This window comes from Paracoccus sp. pheM1 (assembly GCF_018499825.1).
GTDB lineage: Bacteria > Pseudomonadota > Alphaproteobacteria > Rhodobacterales > Rhodobacteraceae > Paracoccus > Paracoccus versutus.
In genome coordinates, this window is the sequence record NZ_JAGXCX010000001.1 from 192791 (window position 1) to 208929 (window position 16139).

Consider the following 16139-nt stretch of genomic DNA (forward strand, 5'->3'; position numbering starts at 1 on the left):
AGCGTCAGGCCGAGGGCGAGGGGTCCGATCCCTCCGCCGTGGCCCCAGGGTCCGGCCGGTCCACATGCGGCATGCCGAGTGCCGTGCCCAGCTTGCCGCCGGCAAAGGCCTTGCGCAGGCGATCCTCCTCGGCCTCGGGCAGCGAGCTTTGCAGCACCCGGCCCCTCAGGTGGAAGCTTTCCAGCCGCGCCAGCACCTTGTCGGCGGTCATCTTGCGCACCAGGATGAACACGGCCGAGCCGCCGGGCGGGACGGATTGGCCAAGCTCGCGCATGAAATCGTCGTTGATGCCGATGTCGGACAGCGTGCCGGCGATGGCGCCCGCGCCCGCGCCGACCGCGGCGCCGATCAGCGGGTTGAGGAAGATCAGCCCGACCAGCGTGCCCCAGAAGCCGCCGCCAAGCGCGCCCGCCGCGGTCAGGTTCACGGCCTGGTGCAGCTGGATATCCTCGGCCGAGGGGCGGGTGACGACCACGGCATCCTCAAGCTCGATCAGATATTCCTTCTGCATCTTGACCAGTTCGGTGCGCAGCTCGAAGCCGGTCGCCTCGTCGTCGAAGGCGATGACAAGCAGGTCGGACATGGCGGAAATCCCTCTTGGCTGATGGCGGGCCAACGCCCCGCCCGCATCGCGGGTTCCTTGCTGCGGCACAGGGTCGCGGCCGCCGAAATCCCCGCCTGCTTCTTTCGTGGCCAAATATCCTCGGGGGTCCGGGGGCAGACAGCCCCCGGCCGCGACGGAGCGGCCGGGCGCCGCCGCCCGCCTATTCGCCGCCCGCCTATTCGCCGCGCGGAAAGCGCTTGGCCTCCTCCAGCACGTTCAGGTCCATGTGGTTGCGCATGTAGCGTTCGGATGCCTTCATCAGCGGCTGGTGGTCCCAGGGGAAATAGGCGCCGTTGCGCAGCGCCTCGTAGACCACCCAGCGCCGGGCCTGGCTTTCGCGCACCTCGGCGTCATAGGCGGCCAGGTTCCAGCGCGCCCCGGCCATGTCCCGCATCCGCGCCAGCACCCCGGCCGCCGCCGGATCGGCGGCGCGGTTCACCCGCTCGTCCGGGTCCGCGGCCAGGTCGAACAGCATCTCGGGATCGGCCGCGCAGGCGATGTATTTCCAGTCGCCGTCGCGCAGGCAGACCAGCGGCGCGATGCTGCCCTCGGCCGCGTATTCCATCGCCACCGGCCCGCGCGCCCCGGCGCCCTGCGCCAGCGACCGCCCGTCGGTCCAGGGCGCGACCTCGGCCATCGAGATGCCGGCAAGTTCGCAGAGCGTCGGCAGCACGTCGATGGTCGAGACCGGCGTGTCCACCCGCCCCGGCGCCATGCCCGGCGCCGCGATCATCAGCGGCACCCGCGCCGCGCCCTCGAAGAAGTGCATCTTGAACCACAGTCCGCGGCTGCCCAGCATCTCGCCATGGTCCGACAGGAAGACCACGATCGCCTCCTGCCGGGTGCGCTCCAGCACGTCCAGGATCTCGCCCAGCTTGTCGTCGATATACGAGATATTGGCGAAATAGCCTTGCCTTGCGCGGCGGATGTGATCGGGCGTCACCTCAAGGCCCCGCCAGTCGCAGGCGTCCATCAGCCGCTGCGAATGCGGGTCCATCCGGTCATATGGGATGGCCTCGGGCGGCTCCAGCTCGGGGATGCCCTCGTAGAGATCCCAATACCTGCGCCGGGCGACGAAGGGGTCGTGCGGATGGGTGAAGCTGACGGTCAGGCACCAGGGCCGCGCGTCGCCGCCGCGCGCCAGGTCGTAGAGCTTGCGGGTGGCGTGATAGGCGACCTCGTCGTCGTATTCGTATTGGTTGGTGATCTCGGCCACGCCGGCGCCGGTGACAGAGCCCAGGTTGTGATACCACCAGTCGATGCGCTCGCCGGGGCGGCGGTAATCCGGGGTCCAGCCGAAATCGGCCGGATAGATGTCGGTGGTCAGCCGCTCCTCGAACCCGTGCAGCTGGTCGGGGCCGACGAAATGCATCTTGCCCGACAGGCAGGTCTGCCAGCCCGCCCGGCGCAGGTGATGGGCATAGGTCGGGATGTCCGAGCAGAACTCGGCCGCATTGTCATAGACCCGCGTGCGGCGCGGCAATTGCCCGGACATGAAGCTGGCGCGGCCGGGCGCGCAAAGCGGGCTGCCGGTATAGGCGTTGGCATAGCGGGTCGAGCGCGCGGCCAGCCGGCGCAGATGCGGCACATGCAGGAACTCGGCCGGGCCGTCGGGGAACAGCACCCCCGACAACTGGTCGGCCATCACGATCAGGATATTGGGTCGTTGCAATTACTTCACCGATGCCATGACTGCTTCCGCGCCGGGTTTTCCATCCAGCGTGGTCACGCCGTCAAGCCATGCCGCCACCGCATCCGGGTTCTCGGCGATCCAGCCCTTGGCGGCCTGGGTCGGGTCCATGCCCTCGTCCAGGATCTTGCCCATCAGCAGGTTCTCCATCTCCACGGAAAAGACCAGCTGGCCGAAGAGCCTGGCGGCATTGGGGCAGGCGGCGGCCCATTCCTTGCGGGCCAGCGTGTGGACGGTGGCGCCGCCGTAATCGGGGCCGAATTCCTCGTCGCCGCCCGACAGGTAGGTGATGTCCAGCGCGACGTTCATCGGATGCGGCGCCCAGGCCAGGAAGACCGAGGGCTGGCCGGCGGCGTCGTTGCGCTGGACCTGGGCCAGCATGCCCTGTTCGCTCGATTCGACCAGCTCCCAGTCGCCAAGGCCGAACTTGTCCGCCTCGATCATGGCCTGGATGGTCTGGTTCGCCGGCGCGCCCGGCTCGATGCCGTAGATCTTGCCCTGGAAGGCGTCCTTGTGGCCGTCGAGATCGGCGAAATCCTGGACGCCCAGGTCCGCGGCCGCGGCGGTGACGGCCAGGGTGAACTTGGCGCCGGTCAGGTTCTGCACCAGCTCCTCGGTCCGGCCCGAGGCGTCGAGGTCGTCGCGGAACCTCTGCTGCGCCGGCATCCAGTTGCCCAGGAACAGGTCGGTATCGCCGTTCTTCAGCGCCTCGTAGCCGACGGGGACCGACAGCGTGCGCAGGTCGGGCGTATAGCCCAGCCCTTGCAGCAGCGCGGTGGCGACGCCGTTGGTCGCGGTGATGTCGGTCCAGCCGGGGTCCGAGAAGCGGACGGTGCCGCAGCTGGCGGGATCGTCCGCCAGCGCGGGCGCAGCGGCAATCAGGGCAAGGGCAAGCGAGGGCAGCAGGGCGGTTCTGGACATGATCGGGCCTCTGGTTTCCTGCCGCGGCCGGGCCGCGGCTTCCTGCGCCATCAGCCCACAGGCGGGATGCGGGATCAAGAGCCGATGCCGGCCCGCCTGCCGCGGATTTCCCGCCATGCGACGTTCCCGGCCTTGACGCGGCCGGCCTGCTCGATCAATGGTGGCGCCGTTCGGGGCCTGTAGCTCAATGGTCAGAGCAGGGCGCTCATAACGCCTTGGTTGGGGGTTCGAGTCCCTCCGGGCCTACCACGAACATTTTATCGAATTGATATATAACGGAAATTTCGCGCGTGGGGCAGTATCCGCCTTGCCGTGGGTCACTTCCCCGTTCCCGGAATGATCTTCTCCAGCCGGTCCACAACCTGTTCGGCAAGCAGCGCGCGCTCGGCCGCCCTGATGTAGATTCGCGTCTCGGAGCTTCCCATTTCATGGCCCAGCAGCACGTCGATTTCGCCGCTTGTAGCCCCTCCCGAGGTCAGAATTGCCGATAGCCCCTTGCGCACCCCATGGAGGCTGCGGCCATGCAGGCCGGCATTTACAGCCCAGTCGCGGAACTTGTTTCCGAGCCCGGCTGCCGTGAACGGCGCCCCGTAGCCGTTGAGGATATAGGTCATGTTCCCGCTGCTGCGCAGTTCGCTGACCATTCCTGCCGGCATGGGCATCTCGACGGTGCCATGCGGGGCCTTGGCTTGCTTCCAGCGCAGCCATATGCGGCCGTCGCGGGTGAATTCGTTCTGACGCCCGAGCCGGCACAGGTCCCCGCGGCGCGCCGTGGTGGACATCGCGAGTATCAGCGTTCGCCGCGCCATCGAGCCTGGCTTGTGAAAGTCGAGGAACTGCCCGAAATCGTCAGCAGACCACGGCGCAAACCCATCGGTCTTGACCCGGTTCCGCTTCACGTCGCGGGTGGGATTGTCGCAGTCAACATGCTCGCGCTGGATGCCCCATTTGTAGAGGGCCGAGATGGCTTTCAACAGGTTGTCAGCCGCCCCAGGTGTAGCCATCAGCTTGTCGTGCAGCTTGATGACCGCGCTGCGCGGCATTGCGGCGTCTTTCTGGCCATATTCCTCCACCAGCCGGGCCAGGTGGTGCCGGTGGCCCTTCAACGTCAGGGGCGAGGCAAGATTTGTCGCCACGCGCTGCTCAAGGTCCTTGAGATAGATCCCGACCAGCCATTCGACCGAGCCCTTGATCGCGCTGCTTTTCGGCACCGGCACCCCGTCACGCAGGCTGGCGTAATGCTCAAGGAACTCCCTGCTGCCCGGCTGGCCTTTCAATGTCACCTTCACCTTGCCGCGCCGGAACCGGTAGCGGACAGCACCAGAGGGCAAGCGTTCTTCGGTGACAAAGGGCAGGCGCATCACGTCCACGGTTCAGGTTTCCCCGCATCCTGTGCCGTATTTTCTGACGTGTCTACATCGGTCGTGACAACGCGAACCATGCCGTCGCGCGGGAACTCGACGGCCGCAATCCGCAGCCCGGCCTTTCGCACCAGCGCGATGGCTTTCAGGGTTGCCGATTCGGTCGGTGAATAGCGGCGTCTCGTAGCCATCACGCCATCCTCCTGATCTGGTCGAGGGCGTATCCGCCCCATTGCTCTGCGCAGGCACGGGCGATGCCCGGAAACGTCCTGCTGCGGATTTTCCAGCGGTCGAGGCTGGGGCTGGCGCGGTGGATCGCCGACCATGCCTTGTGCCGCTCGGGCTCGGTGGCCTTCTTCGGCGGGATCAGCCGCTTGGTGGCTGTCAGCGCCGGCAGCCCGCGCAAGTAGAACCCGGTCGCCTTGAACGCCGGCTCACCGAACCACCAAGGCTGGACGATCTGGGGCTTGGGCAAATCCGCCGGCATCCGGGCGCGGCCGTGCTTGTGCATGACCGGGTTCTCGACCGCCACGCGCGGGACCGGCGCCTGCCAGCAGGCCGCGAACAACTCTGCGCCTTCGTCCAGCAGCCGCCACATGATAGCCAGCCGCGCTTCGCGCGAGAGTATCGGCCATGCCGCCCTCTCGACCGGGGTCGCATCGTTGGGCGGGTTCGTCGGCGGCTCGGACAGCCAGCGCACGCCGCTGTTGCAAAGCCGCGTGCAGGGCGGGTGGCAGACGATCAGAAGATCCCAGCCATAGTCGAGATAATCCCGCACGTCGCCGACGATATGGTGGTTGCTGCCGTCCTCGGCCGGCAGCAGGTCGATGGATGTAGCATCATGCCCGAGGGCAGCGAACGCTCGACGCATCTCGCCCGAGGTCTCGCACAGGACGCCGACGCGGAGGGCCTGTGTCATGCGCGCCTCCCGACGAAATCGCGAAACAGGAGCAGCTGCGTGGTGCCGTCGGGAAAGACCGGATCAAGCCAGGTGTCGGCGGTGGGTTCGGTGCCGTCCCATTTGTCGGGATAGGTGCCGGCCGCGATCAGCTCGCGGATGCGGAGTTCTTCCTCCTCGTTGATCAGATCGACGCCGGCGCGGCGCTGGATGTCGAGGATGCGGGCTAGCGCCACGGCGCGGGCCTCCAGCGTGATCGGCCCCATGCGTTGCGGATTTTTGGCGATGCTGCCATCCTTCAGCCGTTCGGCGCCGGCTTTGCGATGGCGCTGCGCCGGTTCCCGCAGCCAGCGATAGAGCGGCTTGAGCTCCAGCAGCGGCGACAGGCGCGCCCATTGTGGCAGCGCGATCACCGCCTCCAACGCCACGTCCTTGGACGCGAGCGGGCAGCCGACGCAGCCGGTGCGGGCATTGATCTCTTCCGCCTCGTCGCCGCCATAGGCATCGGCGAGGATCTGCGTCGGCCAGCCGCCGAACTCGGGCTGCGGGGCATAGACCTTGAGCCAGTCCCAGACGATGCAGACGCGCCAATGCAGAATCGGTGCCAGGGTGGCGATCCGGCCCCGGACCCCCTTCGCGTTCGGCAGGACCTGCTGATACCATCCCTGACCGCATTCGGCGCCATCGCGCGAGCATGACATGGCGATGCGGCCATCGCGGACAGCGCTTTCGCCCTCGCGGACCCCGGTGATCATCAGGGCGGTGCCGGCTATCTCGGCCGTGGCTGCCTCCAGCGCGGCCGACATGGGCTCAACCTTGATCTGGCGCGTGCACCAGCGCAGCGTATTGTTGTTCGGCGGCGGGACGCCGCGGCCGAGGATGTAGACCATGAAGCGCTTATCGATCGGCGCGCGCACGGTAACGACCTCGATCCAGTTCCGCCCGCGCAACTTCTCCATGATCGCTTCGGCTGCCTGCTGGAGCGGCGGCAGTTCCTGGCGGGTGTCGGCATAGAAGACATACAGCCGCTCAGGCTGGGGCAATTCCCCTGCCTCGATCAGATGCACGATCAGGGTCAGCACGGCGGTGCTGTCCTTGCCGCCTGACCATGCGACGGCAACATGCTGGTGCCGGTCCCAGTAGGCGCGCAGCGATGCCAGGGTCATATCCACAGCCTCCGCGTGGACCATGCGAGCGCCACCGGAGAACAGGGTTTCCATTTTAGCCATGGCGATCATCCTCCGGACGGCAAACCGGATCAGGCCCGCCCAGGTGGGTATTGATCTGCCGCTTGGCGTCGGCCAGCGTCAGCGCCATGCCGTGCGCATCGGTCTCCTCGTGCGTCCATTCATAGGGCGCGCCCGGCACCTCGGCCTGACGGATCGCGATGCCACGGTGGATGATGGGGAGGATCTGGTCAGCCATGGGCGCCTCCTTTCAGGGCGCGCAGGGCGGCGCGGATGCGATCCGACATGATGTCGAACACCTCCTGCGCGGTCCTGTTTTCGATACCGATGATCGGGCGCGTCAGGTCGCGCTGATGCACGTCCGCGACCGTCTCGCTGGGCTGGGGCGGGTGGGTATAGAGCGCTTCCATCAAGCAGCCTGTGAGGCGCTGATAGCACTCGGCCTGTCGCTTGTTCCCGTAGAGAACCCATCCGTCCGCATAGTCCTTGCATCTCCAAGCCACCGCCTCTTGCGCGGTCGGGGTTGCGGGGACCAGCATCAGCCCGTTCTGGGCCAGTTGCAGCGCCACAAAACGCGCATCTTCTCCGCTCAATCCCGCTGCCATAAGATCTTCCCCCATCGGTGGCATCGGCCGACCATCTGCGGCGTCGGGGAATGAGCGATGGCTCTGTCCCTCGGGCTGCGGGGCTGGCGTCAGGGCGGCGGGCGGTTCCATCCGCCGGATCTGCGCCGCGATTACGCCGCCGGTTGCGATGCCCAGCCGATAATCGCGGATCGCATCCGGTCCCGTGTCCCACGGTTCGATGTTGGCCTTTCGGAACGCGGACCAGTCCGTATCGCTTTCGGCGATGCTGGCGGCCGCGTCCCGTCCAGCAAGCCATGCCGCCCGCACCTGCTGGCCCGAAGCGCGGCCGTCACGCTCCCCAGCCTCATACCCCGCACTGAACGCGGCGCATTCTGCCATGTCGGCGTCCCGGTTGTCGGCGCGCCACGGCGCCTCCTCGGCCGGTCCCTGCCAGGTGCTGCGGCCAATCTCAACGGAAACGATGTCGCTGGTCATGCGTCACCGCCTTCCGCGGCTTTCGCCCAGGCCGCGATCTCGGGCTCATCGCTGCCGCTGAACCGCCAGGGCATCGGGGAAAGCTGATGCGCGACCTGCCATTCGTCGATTGCGGCGCGGACGCGGGATTGCAGGTCGAGGTTGATGGCGGGCGTGAAATCCAGGATTGGATCGCCTTCATCATTGGACTGATCGTAGAGCGATTCCTCTGCGGCCTCGAAGAAACAGCCCTGGCTGAAGAATTCCGACACCCGGACGGGCCATTTAGTGGCTCGCATGATCCATTCATGCTCCTCGGCCTTGGCGCCATCCTCGGCCTCTTCGCGCGTGGCATAGGGACCGCCGTGCCAGACCTCCGTGTCATTCGAGGAATACCAGGCCGTCTCGCTGGCCGTCAGTTGTTCGATGGTTTTCATGCGGTCCTCCGCAGCTTCTGGTTTTCGGGTTGATCGGCGTCGAGCAGGTCGAAGAGGCTGGGCATGCCGGCCTCGCGCGAGGCGGCCTCGACGTATTTGCATCCGTCGAGCCAATAGCCCTTGTTCAGTTCGACCCCGATGCCCTTGCGGCCGAGCTTCACGGCGCGGAAAGGCACGGTCATGAGCCCGCCGAACGGGTCGTAGACCCATTCTCCGCGCTCGGTGAACTGGGCGATGGCCCGGTCCACGATGTCGTATTGCAGCGGGCACAGGTGCATCTCGTTGCCCTTGCGCGCCTGCTCGGCATTGATGGTCATCATGCGCGCGACATCGGTCCACACGTCGGGATGCGCGCTATGCGGGGGCAGGAGCATGAAGGTCGGCGGCAGCCGGCCCTTCTTCTCCAGCGCCTCGCCGATCCGGACGTGATGTTCGAAATCGTAGACCTGCTGGAGGTTGTAGGCTTTCCAGACCTTGTAGACCTGGTCGGCGTCCAGCCCCTCCAGTTCTTCGGGCTGCAGGGTCCGGTCGCCGTTCGACCGCATGTAGCCATGCGCATCGATCTGCCAGCGTGCCCGGCTATAGCCCAGCTCGTGCTTCCAGTTCTTGGCCTCTGGGTCCCACTCCTTCTTGGCCTTCTTCACCGGCCGGTCGGCATAGCCGTTGCTGGTGTCGCTGGGCGGCCGGCGGAAGATCAGCAGGTATTCCGGCACGCCGCAGCCCATGCGGCTGCCGTCCTTGCACTGTTCCGACCAGCCGAGGCGATAGGTCTGGTTGTTCTCGCGCACGACATCGGTGGTGATGGTCTTCATCCCGAGATAGGCAAAACCATGGCGCTGGAATTCGCGCACGCAATCCATATGCAGGGTCGAGAGGGTCTGGAAGCCGAAGCCGTTGATGCCGCCGGGGATGATCCGGTCCTTGACGTGGATCGCGCAGATGCGCCCCGGCTCCAGCACGCGCAGAAGCTCGGGGATCAAGAATCCCATCTGCTGCCAGAAATGCGGGTCGTCGTCGGTATGGCCAAAATCAGCATAGTTCGGGCTGTATTCGTATTGGGTGCTGAACGGGATCGAGGTGACGATCAACTGCACCGAGGCGTCGGGCATGCTGCGGGTCTCGGCCACGCAATCGTTGTGGACGCAGCGGTAATCCGGCCCCGATGCCTCGACCCGCTCGACACCGAGGGCGCGCACCAGCGCCTGCTGCATCGCGACCTCGGACAGGCCGAATTCCTTGATGATGTCGATCATTTTCTGAACCATCTCGTTGTGCTGACGCCACTTCCGCTCCAGCGAGCGGCGGATTTCGCGTTCAGCCTCGGTGTAGATCAGGTCGAGCCGCACGCTGTCGGCGGGCTGGCCGAACCGCAGCAGGCGGTGGATCGCCTGGATGAAATCGTTGAACTTGTGGCCGATGCCGAGAAAGACGTGCCAGGCGCAGTGCCGCTGCAGGTTGGTGCCCGAGCCGAGCATCACCGGCTTGGCGCCCAGCTCCTGCACCCGGCCATCGGCGAAATCGCCGATCAGCTCCTCGCGCTGGTCAAGGTCCTGCGAGCCGTAGACCGTGGCGATGCCCGGCACCGTCTTTTCTAGCGCCACGCGTTCGGCTTCTAGGTCGTGCCAGATGATCCGGTGCGCGGCCGGGTCCTCGGCCCGGATCTCCATCAGCTTCTCGATCCGTGCCGGCAGGCTCTCGCGCTTCTCGCGCGCCGCGGCCGAGAGATCGGCCGCGGCATCCTTGAACATGCGCTTCTGGCCGCTCTTCTCGACTGCGGCGCCGGCGAGGTGATCGACCGGCAGCTCGTGCCAGCGCACGTCGAGCGGCGGCAGGTCGTAGCCCTCATCGCTGAGCGCCGGGTCCAGATCGGAAGGCTTGGTGACGAACAGCGCCCAGGACGCGACCCAGAGCCAGAACTCGCGCTCCTTGTGCTGCATCAGCGTGAGCTGGTCGGCCTTTTCCGAGTTGCGCTTGAAGAACCGGGTCTTGGCCTGGCCGATATCCATCACGTCGAGGAAGCCGGCATAGGACAGCAGCTCGATATAGTCGTTCGGGCTGGGTGTGGCGGTGGCGACGAAGCGATAGGGCACGCCTGCCGTCTTGATCCGGTTCGACTGGTCGCGCCGGTCGTCGCCGGCGAACAGCGCCATGAACTCCCGGAAGGTCTTGGTGCCGCCGAAGCCGCGCAGGATCGCCGCCTCGTCGAGGCTGACGCCGATGAACGGATCGGGCTGGACCTTGCCCTCTCGCACCGATTCGTAATTGGTGAGGTAGATGCCCGGGCCGTCGACCTGATCACTGTCGCGGATGAATTTCAGGTCCACTGCATAGGAACCCCGGAACCGCTCCTGCGCCTCGCGCATGAACTCGCGCCGGACACCGAGCGGGGCGGTGATCAGCGTCGGCCGGCCCGTCGTCTCGGTCAGCACGCGCATCGTCTCCAGCTGCGTCGCGGTTTTGTGCAGGCCGAAGCTCGCGAACCATGCGCGCCGGCCGCCCTGCAGGCCCCAGCTCACCATGCGGCGCGTGTGCGGTTTCAGGGCGGGGTTCAGGGTTGCCTCATCCACCTGCATGCCGCCGAAGCGCGGCGCGATGGCGGCTTTCGCGCGCAGGAAATCGTCATAGGAGGGCTGCTGTCCCATCGCTCACGTCCTCATCGGCATGAGGACGACCGTCAGGTCCGGGTCTTCGGTCAGAATCAGGGCGGCGTCGCTCGCGGTGCTGGCCTCGATGCGCAGGGTGTCGAAGATCTGCGCAATCTCGCGGACATAGCCTTCGTTGAAGCCGATGGCGAAATCCCCGTCGGCTTCGATCGGTATCTCGACATCAATCCCGAGGCCGACGCTGTTCAGGCTGGCGACGCGCTTGCCCAGGTCGAACTTCAGGGCGTCCCGCAGGAGATGCATTCTCCTGGTGTTCGGGAACCGCCGCAGCAAGGCGCGATTGATCACGGTATAGCCGCGCATCGTGCTGCGGTTTGGTATGACCCGCGTGTAATCGGGATAGGCGCCGTCGATGCATTTGACCGTCAGCGTCCAGCCGTCGCCGGAAATCTGCATCAGCAGCGGGCTGGTCGAGCCGCCGATCCGCAGCGGCTGATTGCCGCCGTCGGCCATCAGGTTGCGCAGCGCTGCCACCGAGTAGCGGGGGAAGATCAGGTCGGGCAGGGGCCATTCGGCATCGGTCTGATACAGCGCCAGCCGATGGCCATCCGTCGCTGTGGCCGCCAGACGCCCCTCGCGACCATGCATATAGATGCCGTTCAGATAATAGCGCGTCTCCTCGGTCGAGATGGCCCACCGCACGCGGCCGATCATCTTGGCAAGCGCTGCTTCCGGTATGCTGACCCACGACATGCCCTTGGTGCTGGGCGCCGTCGGCCAATCCGAGGCCGGGCAAAGCAACTGGACGCGGGCAACCGCCGGGCCGATCCGCAGCGTCGCGACATTCCCGTCCATGGTGATGCTGACGCTGTCGTCGCGCTCAGCGCCGGTCAGCAGCGCGAGCAGCAGGCGCGCGTCGATCACGAAGGGCTCGCCCTCGGTGCAGGTGGCCGGGCAGTCCACCATCAGCCAGCTATCGAGGTTGGTGCTTTCGATCCGCAGCTTGTCGTTCAACGGCTCGATACGCAGGCACCCAAGGACCGGGACGGTATTGCGCCGTTCGACCACGAAGGCCGCCGCGTTCACCGCGCGGCGCAGATCCGCGACGGTGCAGTTGATCCCGGCCGTGGCGGCGGGCTTGATGGGCTCCATCAGGGTCATGGTGGCCTCAAAAACTCTGGCCGAACCGGCCGGATTGCAGAAAAAAGCCCCCGGCCCGAGCAGAAGCCGGGGGCCAGTGAAGCCCGGCGGGACAGGCGCGTCGCGACCGGGCGAATTCGGGAAGGTGAAGGCGTCAGGTCAGGCCGAAGCTAAAATCTTGCGGGCCTCGACCAGCAGTTCGGTGTTGCCAAGATGGCTCAGCTGGTCGGCCATGCGCCGCACCAGGTCGCGCAGGCGCAGGTTCTCTTCGATCAATGCCGGCGCACGGGCGGCCATCAATTCCGGGTCGAGGATCGTCACGGCCGGTCCCCCGATCCCTCGGACAGCGCCACCCAGCCCGCGTCCAGCGATTGCGCGGCCGTCGGCGACAGGAAGTCCAGGATCGCGCCCACATCGGGCAGAGACGACCACAGCACGAAGCCTGCAAGGATGAGCCAGAAGACGATGCCGGCGATGAACAGGCTGCGGACGAACCAGCAGGCGGCGCAGGTGCGCCGGTCTCGCTCGGCGGGCACCCGGCGGGCGAAGCCCCGGAGCTGGAAGTCGATGTTGTCGATGGCAGCCATCACGCATCCTTCCGCGTATTCGCCGGCCGATGGCGCTGCCGCTGCATCACGCCATGCGCGCTGGCGGCGACCATGTAGGCGAGGCGCCGCAGGCTCTCGGGCGCGCCGGCTGCCAGCTCGGCATTGGAGATGATGGCGCGCGCCGCAGAGACCGCGCAGGGGGTCAACGTGAGGGAGGGGAGTTGCATCAGGCGCTCCATCCAAGGGTTGTGGATGGCTTGAAAATGACTGTCAGGAATATTCCTGTCAATCCTAAAAATTCTTGCTAGGAATTTTTCCAGAATGGGCAAATTATTGCCGGGTCCCCGCTTGCACGCATAGTGAGCAGCGGGGCAGTATTTGTTCACCTAATGTTCTTGGAGGCGGGTATGAGCAACGAGGAAAGGTTCGCTGCACTGTTGAGCGCTATGTCGGCCGACCAGCTTAGGGCTCTTGTTTCGACCCTGTATCGCCGTCGTGAGCTAGGGCCTCTGCAAGATCCAGCCATCCCTGCTGACGTTCGGGAGAGAGAGTTCGAAACGCGCGAATAAGTGCTGCCTCTGCGCGAGTTCGATCATCGGCAAAGAGGTCCGAGACCTCCACTTCAAGTGCGGCAGCGATTTGCTTCAGCACCCGCAGCGTAACCCCGTCGAAGCCACCTTCGATCTTGGAGATTGTCGACTGCTTAACGCCGGCCATTTCGGCCAGCTCATCTTGGTTTAGGTCGCGATCACGGCGCAAGCGTTCCAGGTTCATGGCGCGATGATCTTTTGTTTCGCGGAAAGGTGCAAACGCGCGACAGGAATATAATGCTTGACGGGAATATTCCCGACAGTCATATCATGCGCCATGACTATGCTCGAACATCATCTGAGAGCTTCTGAGGAAACGCAGGCACAATTCGCCTCGCGCATCGGGGTGCGGCAAGGAACCGTGTCCAAGCTGATGCGCGGGCTCGTGACGCCGAGCCTGAAGCTCGCACAGAGGATCGAGCGAGTCACTAACGGCGCTGTTCCCGTCTCGTCCTGGGTTGATCCTGACCCTGCAGACACATGGGACGCGCAACTCCCTCAACCCGCCGCCACGGCGGCACAACCCCAAGAGCATCCTTATGTCCCTGATCTGCAAAATCCCTGATCGTCCCCGATCTGTCCTGCCTTCGCGGCAAATGTCCTTCACGCCCCCGGTCGGCGGTCGCGGCCGCTCGGCTGCTGCCCGGCGCCGTGCGCATGTCCACGCGCAGCGCGATACCGACGATTTCCTGCGGCGCTGGTCGATGCTGATGATCGTCAGCTTCGCCACCGCCGAGGCCTGCGGCCAGCATTTCGGCGTGACCAAGCAGACCGGCTGCAACTGGCGCGAGGGCACGCATCGTCCCTGCGGCGATGCCGTGGATTTCGCCATGCAGACGCTGCCCCGCTACGCCGAGATCATGTGGGGGTGATGATGGGTTTCGGGCTTTCAGGTTGCCCGGGGCGGGGGAGTAAGCCGGGGCGCAGCACCTGGTCCACCCGTCACGATTCCGGCCGCCTCGGGCGGGATTGACCGGGATCGTGGAACCTGCGGCTGGCCCGGCCGAGAGCCACCTTGAGGCGGCAGGGCAAAAACACACGCCGGGATCGAGGCAGCGGGTCAAGGCGTGGCAGGCGGGGCGACCAATCCTCCTCCCTCGGGTCGCCCCGCCGATCAACGCGCCAAGAGGATTTGACCATGTATGCCCATCCCCGAGATCTGAAAAGCAACACCGCGGCGCGGCTGATGTCGATTGCGGCGATCCGGGCCCGGTTGTCGATGCTGTCGGTGGCCTATTCGGCCCGCATCGGCGCGGTGAACATGAACGACGTCCACGCGACGGTGGACCGGATCACGTCGGTATTCGGCCAGGATCATGAGCTGTCGCGTGAGATGCTCGCCTTCGTGGCGGGGCTGCCCGAGTTGCGCCGCCATGTTCCCGATCTGGCGGCCGCCGGTGATCGGCTGATCCGGGCGGTCGAGCGCACGACCTGGCCCGATGATGCTGGGAGGGCCGATATCCATGGCTGATCCGCTGCGCCTCTCGCTCGCCGACCAGGCGATGATCCATGCCCTGGGCGTGCTGTCCCGGCCGCCGATCACGGATCGGTCCGGTCTCGACATGGTCGTCGGCATCATGCGCGACCTGATGCCGGGCGTGACGCGCGAGAACCCGCGCCTGCTGGGGCTGACCCAGACGGCGGATCAGTTCCTGTCCTTCCGCGTATCCGTTCCGGGCTGCTATGGCGGTCTGCATGACCGGGCGCGCAAGGTGATGAACGACTGGGACCGCCGCCGGTTGGCCGAGGCCTGGGACAAGGCTCGAGGCGCGGCATGATCAAGGCCATTGCCGGAAAGGGCGCGAACAGGGCGCGGGCCATCTGCGACGACTGCGGTCGGGAAGAGGTCGTGACCTGCGACTATCTGGGCCGGTCCAACGGGGCCCAGAAGCCGAATGCCGGCCAGATCAACAGGAAGCTGACCGGGCAGGGCTGGGACGTTCGGAACGGAAAGTTGCATTGCCCGGCCTGCGCGGCCCGCAAGCGAGCCTTTGCACAACAGGAAAAGCAGGAGGTGACCGTGGCCCAGACCAGCGCCGAGACGTGCGATCCGCCTGAGGCGTCTCGCGAACAGAAACGCCTGATCATCATGGCGCTGGAAGAGGCGTATGACGTCTCGGCGCAGCGATATCGGGGCGGCCAGACCGACGCGACCCTCGCGTTCGAGCTGGGCAATGGCATTCCCGCGGGATGGGTCGCGGAAAAGCGTGAGGAGCTGTTTGGACCCGCGGGCGGAAACGAGGAGATCGACGCGATCCGCGGCGAGGTCGAGGCGATCGATGCCGCCATGGCCGAAGGGCTTGAGGTCTTGCGCAAGGATATCACCAACCGGATTTCGGCGCTGTCCAAGAGGATCGATGCGGTGTGTGCCGCGGTCGGTCCGCGTGCCGGGAAGGTGTGAGATGCGCACACACCGGGATCGCCACGGCAATGCGTATCGCGCGGGCGCCCGTGAGGGTGTCGGGGACTTCCTTGCCGACCTTCTGGCGCTGACGCCGCCATCAACCCATGACGATCTGAAAAAGCTGGCCCGCAACGTGCTGTCCCGGCCGAAATATCGGCGGGTTTCCCAGAAAACCGCGATGAATGGAGGTCCCAATGTCGCCAAGCAATAGCCGCGAGAACGGGGCGCACACGCCTCTTGAGGGCCATCTCATCCGTGAGAACGCGATGCTCCGGCGCCGCCTCAATGCCTTGGAGAGCGAGGTTCTGCTGCTCGCAAGTTCGCTGCGCCGGATGAAAAACCGGCTCGATGATCAGTTGCAAGCGGACGGGGCTATTCGGTGATCATGCGCCTCTCAAGCTTGAATATCAGCTCTTCGAGCGTATCCAGCTCCTCTTCGATGTCGTCCTCGCTGATGTCGCAGGCCGGGTTGGTTTCCTGCTGCATGCGCATGAATGATCGTTGCTTCTCGGCCGCTTCGCGCATGTCGGCGACAACGATTTCGCGCATGCCCGGGAACTTGTCTTCGAGCGTATCCAAGACCGCCAGGAGAGCGGTCTCCAGCGCTCCTGCGGTTCGTCTATGGGCATGGTGCAGTCCATACAGGTTGTCGATATCGTCCGCCATCTCGGCGATTTCCTCATCGCTCAGTTTGTTTGCCATCCCGCTGGTTCCTT

General features: G+C 65.8%; 23 protein-coding genes, 1 tRNA gene and 1 pseudogene. 8 read left to right on the forward strand and 17 right to left on the reverse strand.

Annotated elements, in window-relative coordinates; translation table 11 throughout:
• Window positions 1-4: 4 nt before the first annotated feature.
• The 3 genes from KF941_RS00970 to choX all read right to left on the reverse strand — a co-directional run bounded on the left by KF941_RS00970 (window position 5) and on the right by choX (window position 3215).
• On the reverse strand, window positions 5-583 hold the full coding sequence (locus KF941_RS00970) for a DUF1269 domain-containing protein (RefSeq protein ID WP_072461645.1): 579 nt from the start codon (window positions 581-583) through the stop codon (window positions 5-7).
• Between the two features lie 196 nt (window positions 584-779).
• Window positions 780-2276, reverse strand: coding sequence for a choline-sulfatase (gene betC, locus KF941_RS00975; RefSeq protein WP_214272331.1), 1497 nt, complete (start codon window positions 2274-2276; stop codon window positions 780-782).
• A complete protein-coding gene (gene choX, locus KF941_RS00980) occupies window positions 2277-3215 on the reverse strand; it encodes a choline ABC transporter substrate-binding protein (protein ID WP_214272332.1) in 939 nt (312 codons plus the stop codon).
• Window positions 3216-3388: 173 nt separating this feature from the next.
• Here choX and KF941_RS00985 point away from each other — a divergent pair.
• Window positions 3389-3464: transfer RNA gene (locus KF941_RS00985), tRNA-Ile, on the forward strand.
• Between the two features lie 68 nt (window positions 3465-3532).
• Here the strand turns inward: KF941_RS00985 and KF941_RS00990 are convergent.
• The 13 genes and pseudogenes from KF941_RS00990 to KF941_RS01050 all read right to left on the reverse strand — a co-directional run.
• Complete coding sequence (locus KF941_RS00990) at window positions 3533-4576, reverse strand: tyrosine-type recombinase/integrase (protein ID WP_240540316.1); 1044 nt, start codon at window positions 4574-4576, stop codon at window positions 3533-3535.
• Window positions 4576-4767, reverse strand: coding sequence for a hypothetical protein (locus KF941_RS00995; protein ID WP_147304511.1), 192 nt, complete (start codon window positions 4765-4767; stop codon window positions 4576-4578). Before KF941_RS00995 ends, KF941_RS00990 begins: the two co-directional genes overlap by 1 nt.
• Window positions 4767-5495 carry a hypothetical protein gene (locus KF941_RS01000; RefSeq protein WP_214272334.1) on the reverse strand — a complete coding sequence of 243 codons (729 nt, stop codon included), beginning with the start codon at window positions 5493-5495 and terminating at the stop codon, window positions 4767-4769. Before KF941_RS01000 ends, KF941_RS00995 begins: the two co-directional genes overlap by 1 nt.
• Window positions 5492-6703, reverse strand: a complete 1212-nt coding sequence (locus KF941_RS01005) for a phosphoadenosine phosphosulfate reductase family protein (RefSeq protein ID WP_214272335.1) — start codon at window positions 6701-6703, stop codon at window positions 5492-5494. The genes KF941_RS01000 and KF941_RS01005 overlap by 4 nt, the downstream gene beginning before the upstream one ends.
• On the reverse strand, window positions 6696-6899 hold the full coding sequence (locus KF941_RS01010; RefSeq protein WP_214272336.1) for a hypothetical protein: 204 nt from the start codon (window positions 6897-6899) through the stop codon (window positions 6696-6698). The genes KF941_RS01005 and KF941_RS01010 overlap by 8 nt, the downstream gene beginning before the upstream one ends.
• Window positions 6892-7722, reverse strand: coding sequence for a hypothetical protein (locus KF941_RS01015; protein ID WP_214272337.1), 831 nt, complete (start codon window positions 7720-7722; stop codon window positions 6892-6894). Before KF941_RS01015 ends, KF941_RS01010 begins: the two co-directional genes overlap by 8 nt.
• Window positions 7719-8138 (reverse strand): hypothetical protein, encoded by a 420-nt coding sequence (locus tag KF941_RS01020; protein WP_214272338.1) that lies wholly within the window; start codon window positions 8136-8138, stop codon window positions 7719-7721. The genes KF941_RS01015 and KF941_RS01020 overlap by 4 nt, the downstream gene beginning before the upstream one ends.
• Window positions 8135-10780, reverse strand: a complete 2646-nt coding sequence (locus KF941_RS01025; RefSeq protein WP_214272339.1) for a DNA methyltransferase — start codon at window positions 10778-10780, stop codon at window positions 8135-8137. Before KF941_RS01025 ends, KF941_RS01020 begins: the two co-directional genes overlap by 4 nt.
• 3 nt (window positions 10781-10783) lie before the next feature.
• The gene (locus tag KF941_RS01030; protein WP_214272340.1) at window positions 10784-11902 is read right to left on the reverse strand and encodes a DNA polymerase III subunit beta; all 1119 of its coding nucleotides are present in this window, start codon (window positions 11900-11902) and stop codon (window positions 10784-10786) included.
• A gap of 138 nt (window positions 11903-12040) precedes the next feature.
• Complete coding sequence (locus tag KF941_RS01035) at window positions 12041-12202, reverse strand: hypothetical protein (protein WP_155987255.1); 162 nt, start codon at window positions 12200-12202, stop codon at window positions 12041-12043.
• Complete coding sequence (locus KF941_RS01040) at window positions 12199-12468, reverse strand: hypothetical protein (protein ID WP_214272341.1); 270 nt, start codon at window positions 12466-12468, stop codon at window positions 12199-12201. The genes KF941_RS01035 and KF941_RS01040 overlap by 4 nt, the downstream gene beginning before the upstream one ends.
• Window positions 12468-12815 (reverse strand): hypothetical protein, encoded by a 348-nt coding sequence (locus KF941_RS01045; RefSeq protein WP_155987257.1) that lies wholly within the window; start codon window positions 12813-12815, stop codon window positions 12468-12470. Before KF941_RS01045 ends, KF941_RS01040 begins: the two co-directional genes overlap by 1 nt.
• Before the next feature lie 76 nt (window positions 12816-12891).
• Window positions 12892-13206 (reverse strand): annotated as a pseudogene (locus KF941_RS01050) (helix-turn-helix transcriptional regulator); the annotation flags it as partial.
• Between the two features lie 90 nt (window positions 13207-13296).
• On the opposite strand from KF941_RS01050, the gene KF941_RS01055 reads away from it, so the two are divergent.
• From KF941_RS01055 to KF941_RS01085, 7 genes are all read left to right on the forward strand, one after another.
• The gene (locus KF941_RS01055) at window positions 13297-13584 is read left to right on the forward strand and encodes a helix-turn-helix transcriptional regulator (RefSeq protein WP_081750559.1); all 288 of its coding nucleotides are present in this window, start codon (window positions 13297-13299) and stop codon (window positions 13582-13584) included.
• A gap of 31 nt (window positions 13585-13615) precedes the next feature.
• The gene (locus KF941_RS01060) at window positions 13616-13891 is read left to right on the forward strand and encodes a hypothetical protein (RefSeq protein WP_116222056.1); all 276 of its coding nucleotides are present in this window, start codon (window positions 13616-13618) and stop codon (window positions 13889-13891) included.
• A gap of 266 nt (window positions 13892-14157) precedes the next feature.
• Window positions 14158-14490 (forward strand): hypothetical protein, encoded by a 333-nt coding sequence (locus KF941_RS01065; RefSeq protein WP_214272342.1) that lies wholly within the window; start codon window positions 14158-14160, stop codon window positions 14488-14490.
• Entirely contained in the window at window positions 14483-14797 is a 315-nt protein-coding gene (locus KF941_RS01070; protein ID WP_240540183.1) for a hypothetical protein, read from the forward strand. Before KF941_RS01065 ends, KF941_RS01070 begins: the two co-directional genes overlap by 8 nt.
• Entirely contained in the window at window positions 14794-15420 is a 627-nt protein-coding gene (locus tag KF941_RS01075; RefSeq protein ID WP_214272343.1) for a hypothetical protein, read from the forward strand. Before KF941_RS01070 ends, KF941_RS01075 begins: the two co-directional genes overlap by 4 nt.
• A 1-nt stretch (window position 15421) precedes the next feature.
• Complete coding sequence (locus KF941_RS01080) at window positions 15422-15634, forward strand: hypothetical protein (protein ID WP_214272344.1); 213 nt, start codon at window positions 15422-15424, stop codon at window positions 15632-15634.
• Window positions 15618-15806 carry a hypothetical protein gene (locus KF941_RS01085; protein ID WP_214272345.1) on the forward strand — a complete coding sequence of 63 codons (189 nt, stop codon included), beginning with the start codon at window positions 15618-15620 and terminating at the stop codon, window positions 15804-15806. Before KF941_RS01080 ends, KF941_RS01085 begins: the two co-directional genes overlap by 17 nt.
• On the opposite strand, the gene KF941_RS01090 is transcribed toward KF941_RS01085, so the two are convergent.
• Window positions 15796-16125, reverse strand: coding sequence for a hypothetical protein (locus KF941_RS01090; RefSeq protein WP_214272346.1), 330 nt, complete (start codon window positions 16123-16125; stop codon window positions 15796-15798). The genes KF941_RS01085 and KF941_RS01090 overlap by 11 nt on opposite strands.
• Window positions 16126-16139: the final 14 nt, after the last annotated feature.

Coding starts and splice junctions, on each gene's coding strand:
- KF941_RS01005 (WP_214272335.1), bottom strand. CDS start 6,703: ATGGCTAAAATGGAAACCCTGTTCTCCGGTGGCGCTCGCATGGTCCAC.
- KF941_RS01060 (WP_116222056.1), top strand. CDS start 13,616: ATGTCCTTCACGCCCCCGGTCGGCGGTCGCGGCCGCTCGGCTGCTGCC.
- KF941_RS01080 (WP_214272344.1), top strand. CDS start 15,422: ATGCGCACACACCGGGATCGCCACGGCAATGCGTATCGCGCGGGCGCC.
- KF941_RS00970 (WP_072461645.1), bottom strand. CDS start 583: ATGTCCGACCTGCTTGTCATCGCCTTCGACGACGAGGCGACCGGCTTC.
- KF941_RS01030 (WP_214272340.1), bottom strand. CDS start 11,902: ATGACCCTGATGGAGCCCATCAAGCCCGCCGCCACGGCCGGGATCAAC.
- KF941_RS01070 (WP_240540183.1), top strand. CDS start 14,483: ATGGCTGATCCGCTGCGCCTCTCGCTCGCCGACCAGGCGATGATCCAT.
- KF941_RS01040 (WP_214272341.1), bottom strand. CDS start 12,468: ATGGCTGCCATCGACAACATCGACTTCCAGCTCCGGGGCTTCGCCCGC.
- KF941_RS01075 (WP_214272343.1), top strand. CDS start 14,794: ATGATCAAGGCCATTGCCGGAAAGGGCGCGAACAGGGCGCGGGCCATC.
- KF941_RS01055 (WP_081750559.1), top strand. CDS start 13,297: ATGACTATGCTCGAACATCATCTGAGAGCTTCTGAGGAAACGCAGGCA.
- KF941_RS01025 (WP_214272339.1), bottom strand. CDS start 10,780: ATGGGACAGCAGCCCTCCTATGACGATTTCCTGCGCGCGAAAGCCGCC.
- KF941_RS01020 (WP_214272338.1), bottom strand. CDS start 8,138: ATGAAAACCATCGAACAACTGACGGCCAGCGAGACGGCCTGGTATTCC.
- KF941_RS01010 (WP_214272336.1), bottom strand. CDS start 6,899: ATGGCTGACCAGATCCTCCCCATCATCCACCGTGGCATCGCGATCCGT.
- KF941_RS01015 (WP_214272337.1), bottom strand. CDS start 7,722: ATGACCAGCGACATCGTTTCCGTTGAGATTGGCCGCAGCACCTGGCAG.
- choX (WP_214272332.1), bottom strand. CDS start 3,215: ATGTCCAGAACCGCCCTGCTGCCCTCGCTTGCCCTTGCCCTGATTGCC.
- KF941_RS00990 (WP_240540316.1), bottom strand. CDS start 4,576: ATGCGCCTGCCCTTTGTCACCGAAGAACGCTTGCCCTCTGGTGCTGTC.
- KF941_RS00995 (WP_147304511.1), bottom strand. CDS start 4,767: ATGGCTACGAGACGCCGCTATTCACCGACCGAATCGGCAACCCTGAAA.
- KF941_RS01065 (WP_214272342.1), top strand. CDS start 14,158: ATGTATGCCCATCCCCGAGATCTGAAAAGCAACACCGCGGCGCGGCTG.
- KF941_RS01000 (WP_214272334.1), bottom strand. CDS start 5,495: ATGACACAGGCCCTCCGCGTCGGCGTCCTGTGCGAGACCTCGGGCGAG.
- KF941_RS01085 (WP_214272345.1), top strand. CDS start 15,618: ATGTCGCCAAGCAATAGCCGCGAGAACGGGGCGCACACGCCTCTTGAG.
- KF941_RS01090 (WP_214272346.1), bottom strand. CDS start 16,125: ATGGCAAACAAACTGAGCGATGAGGAAATCGCCGAGATGGCGGACGAT.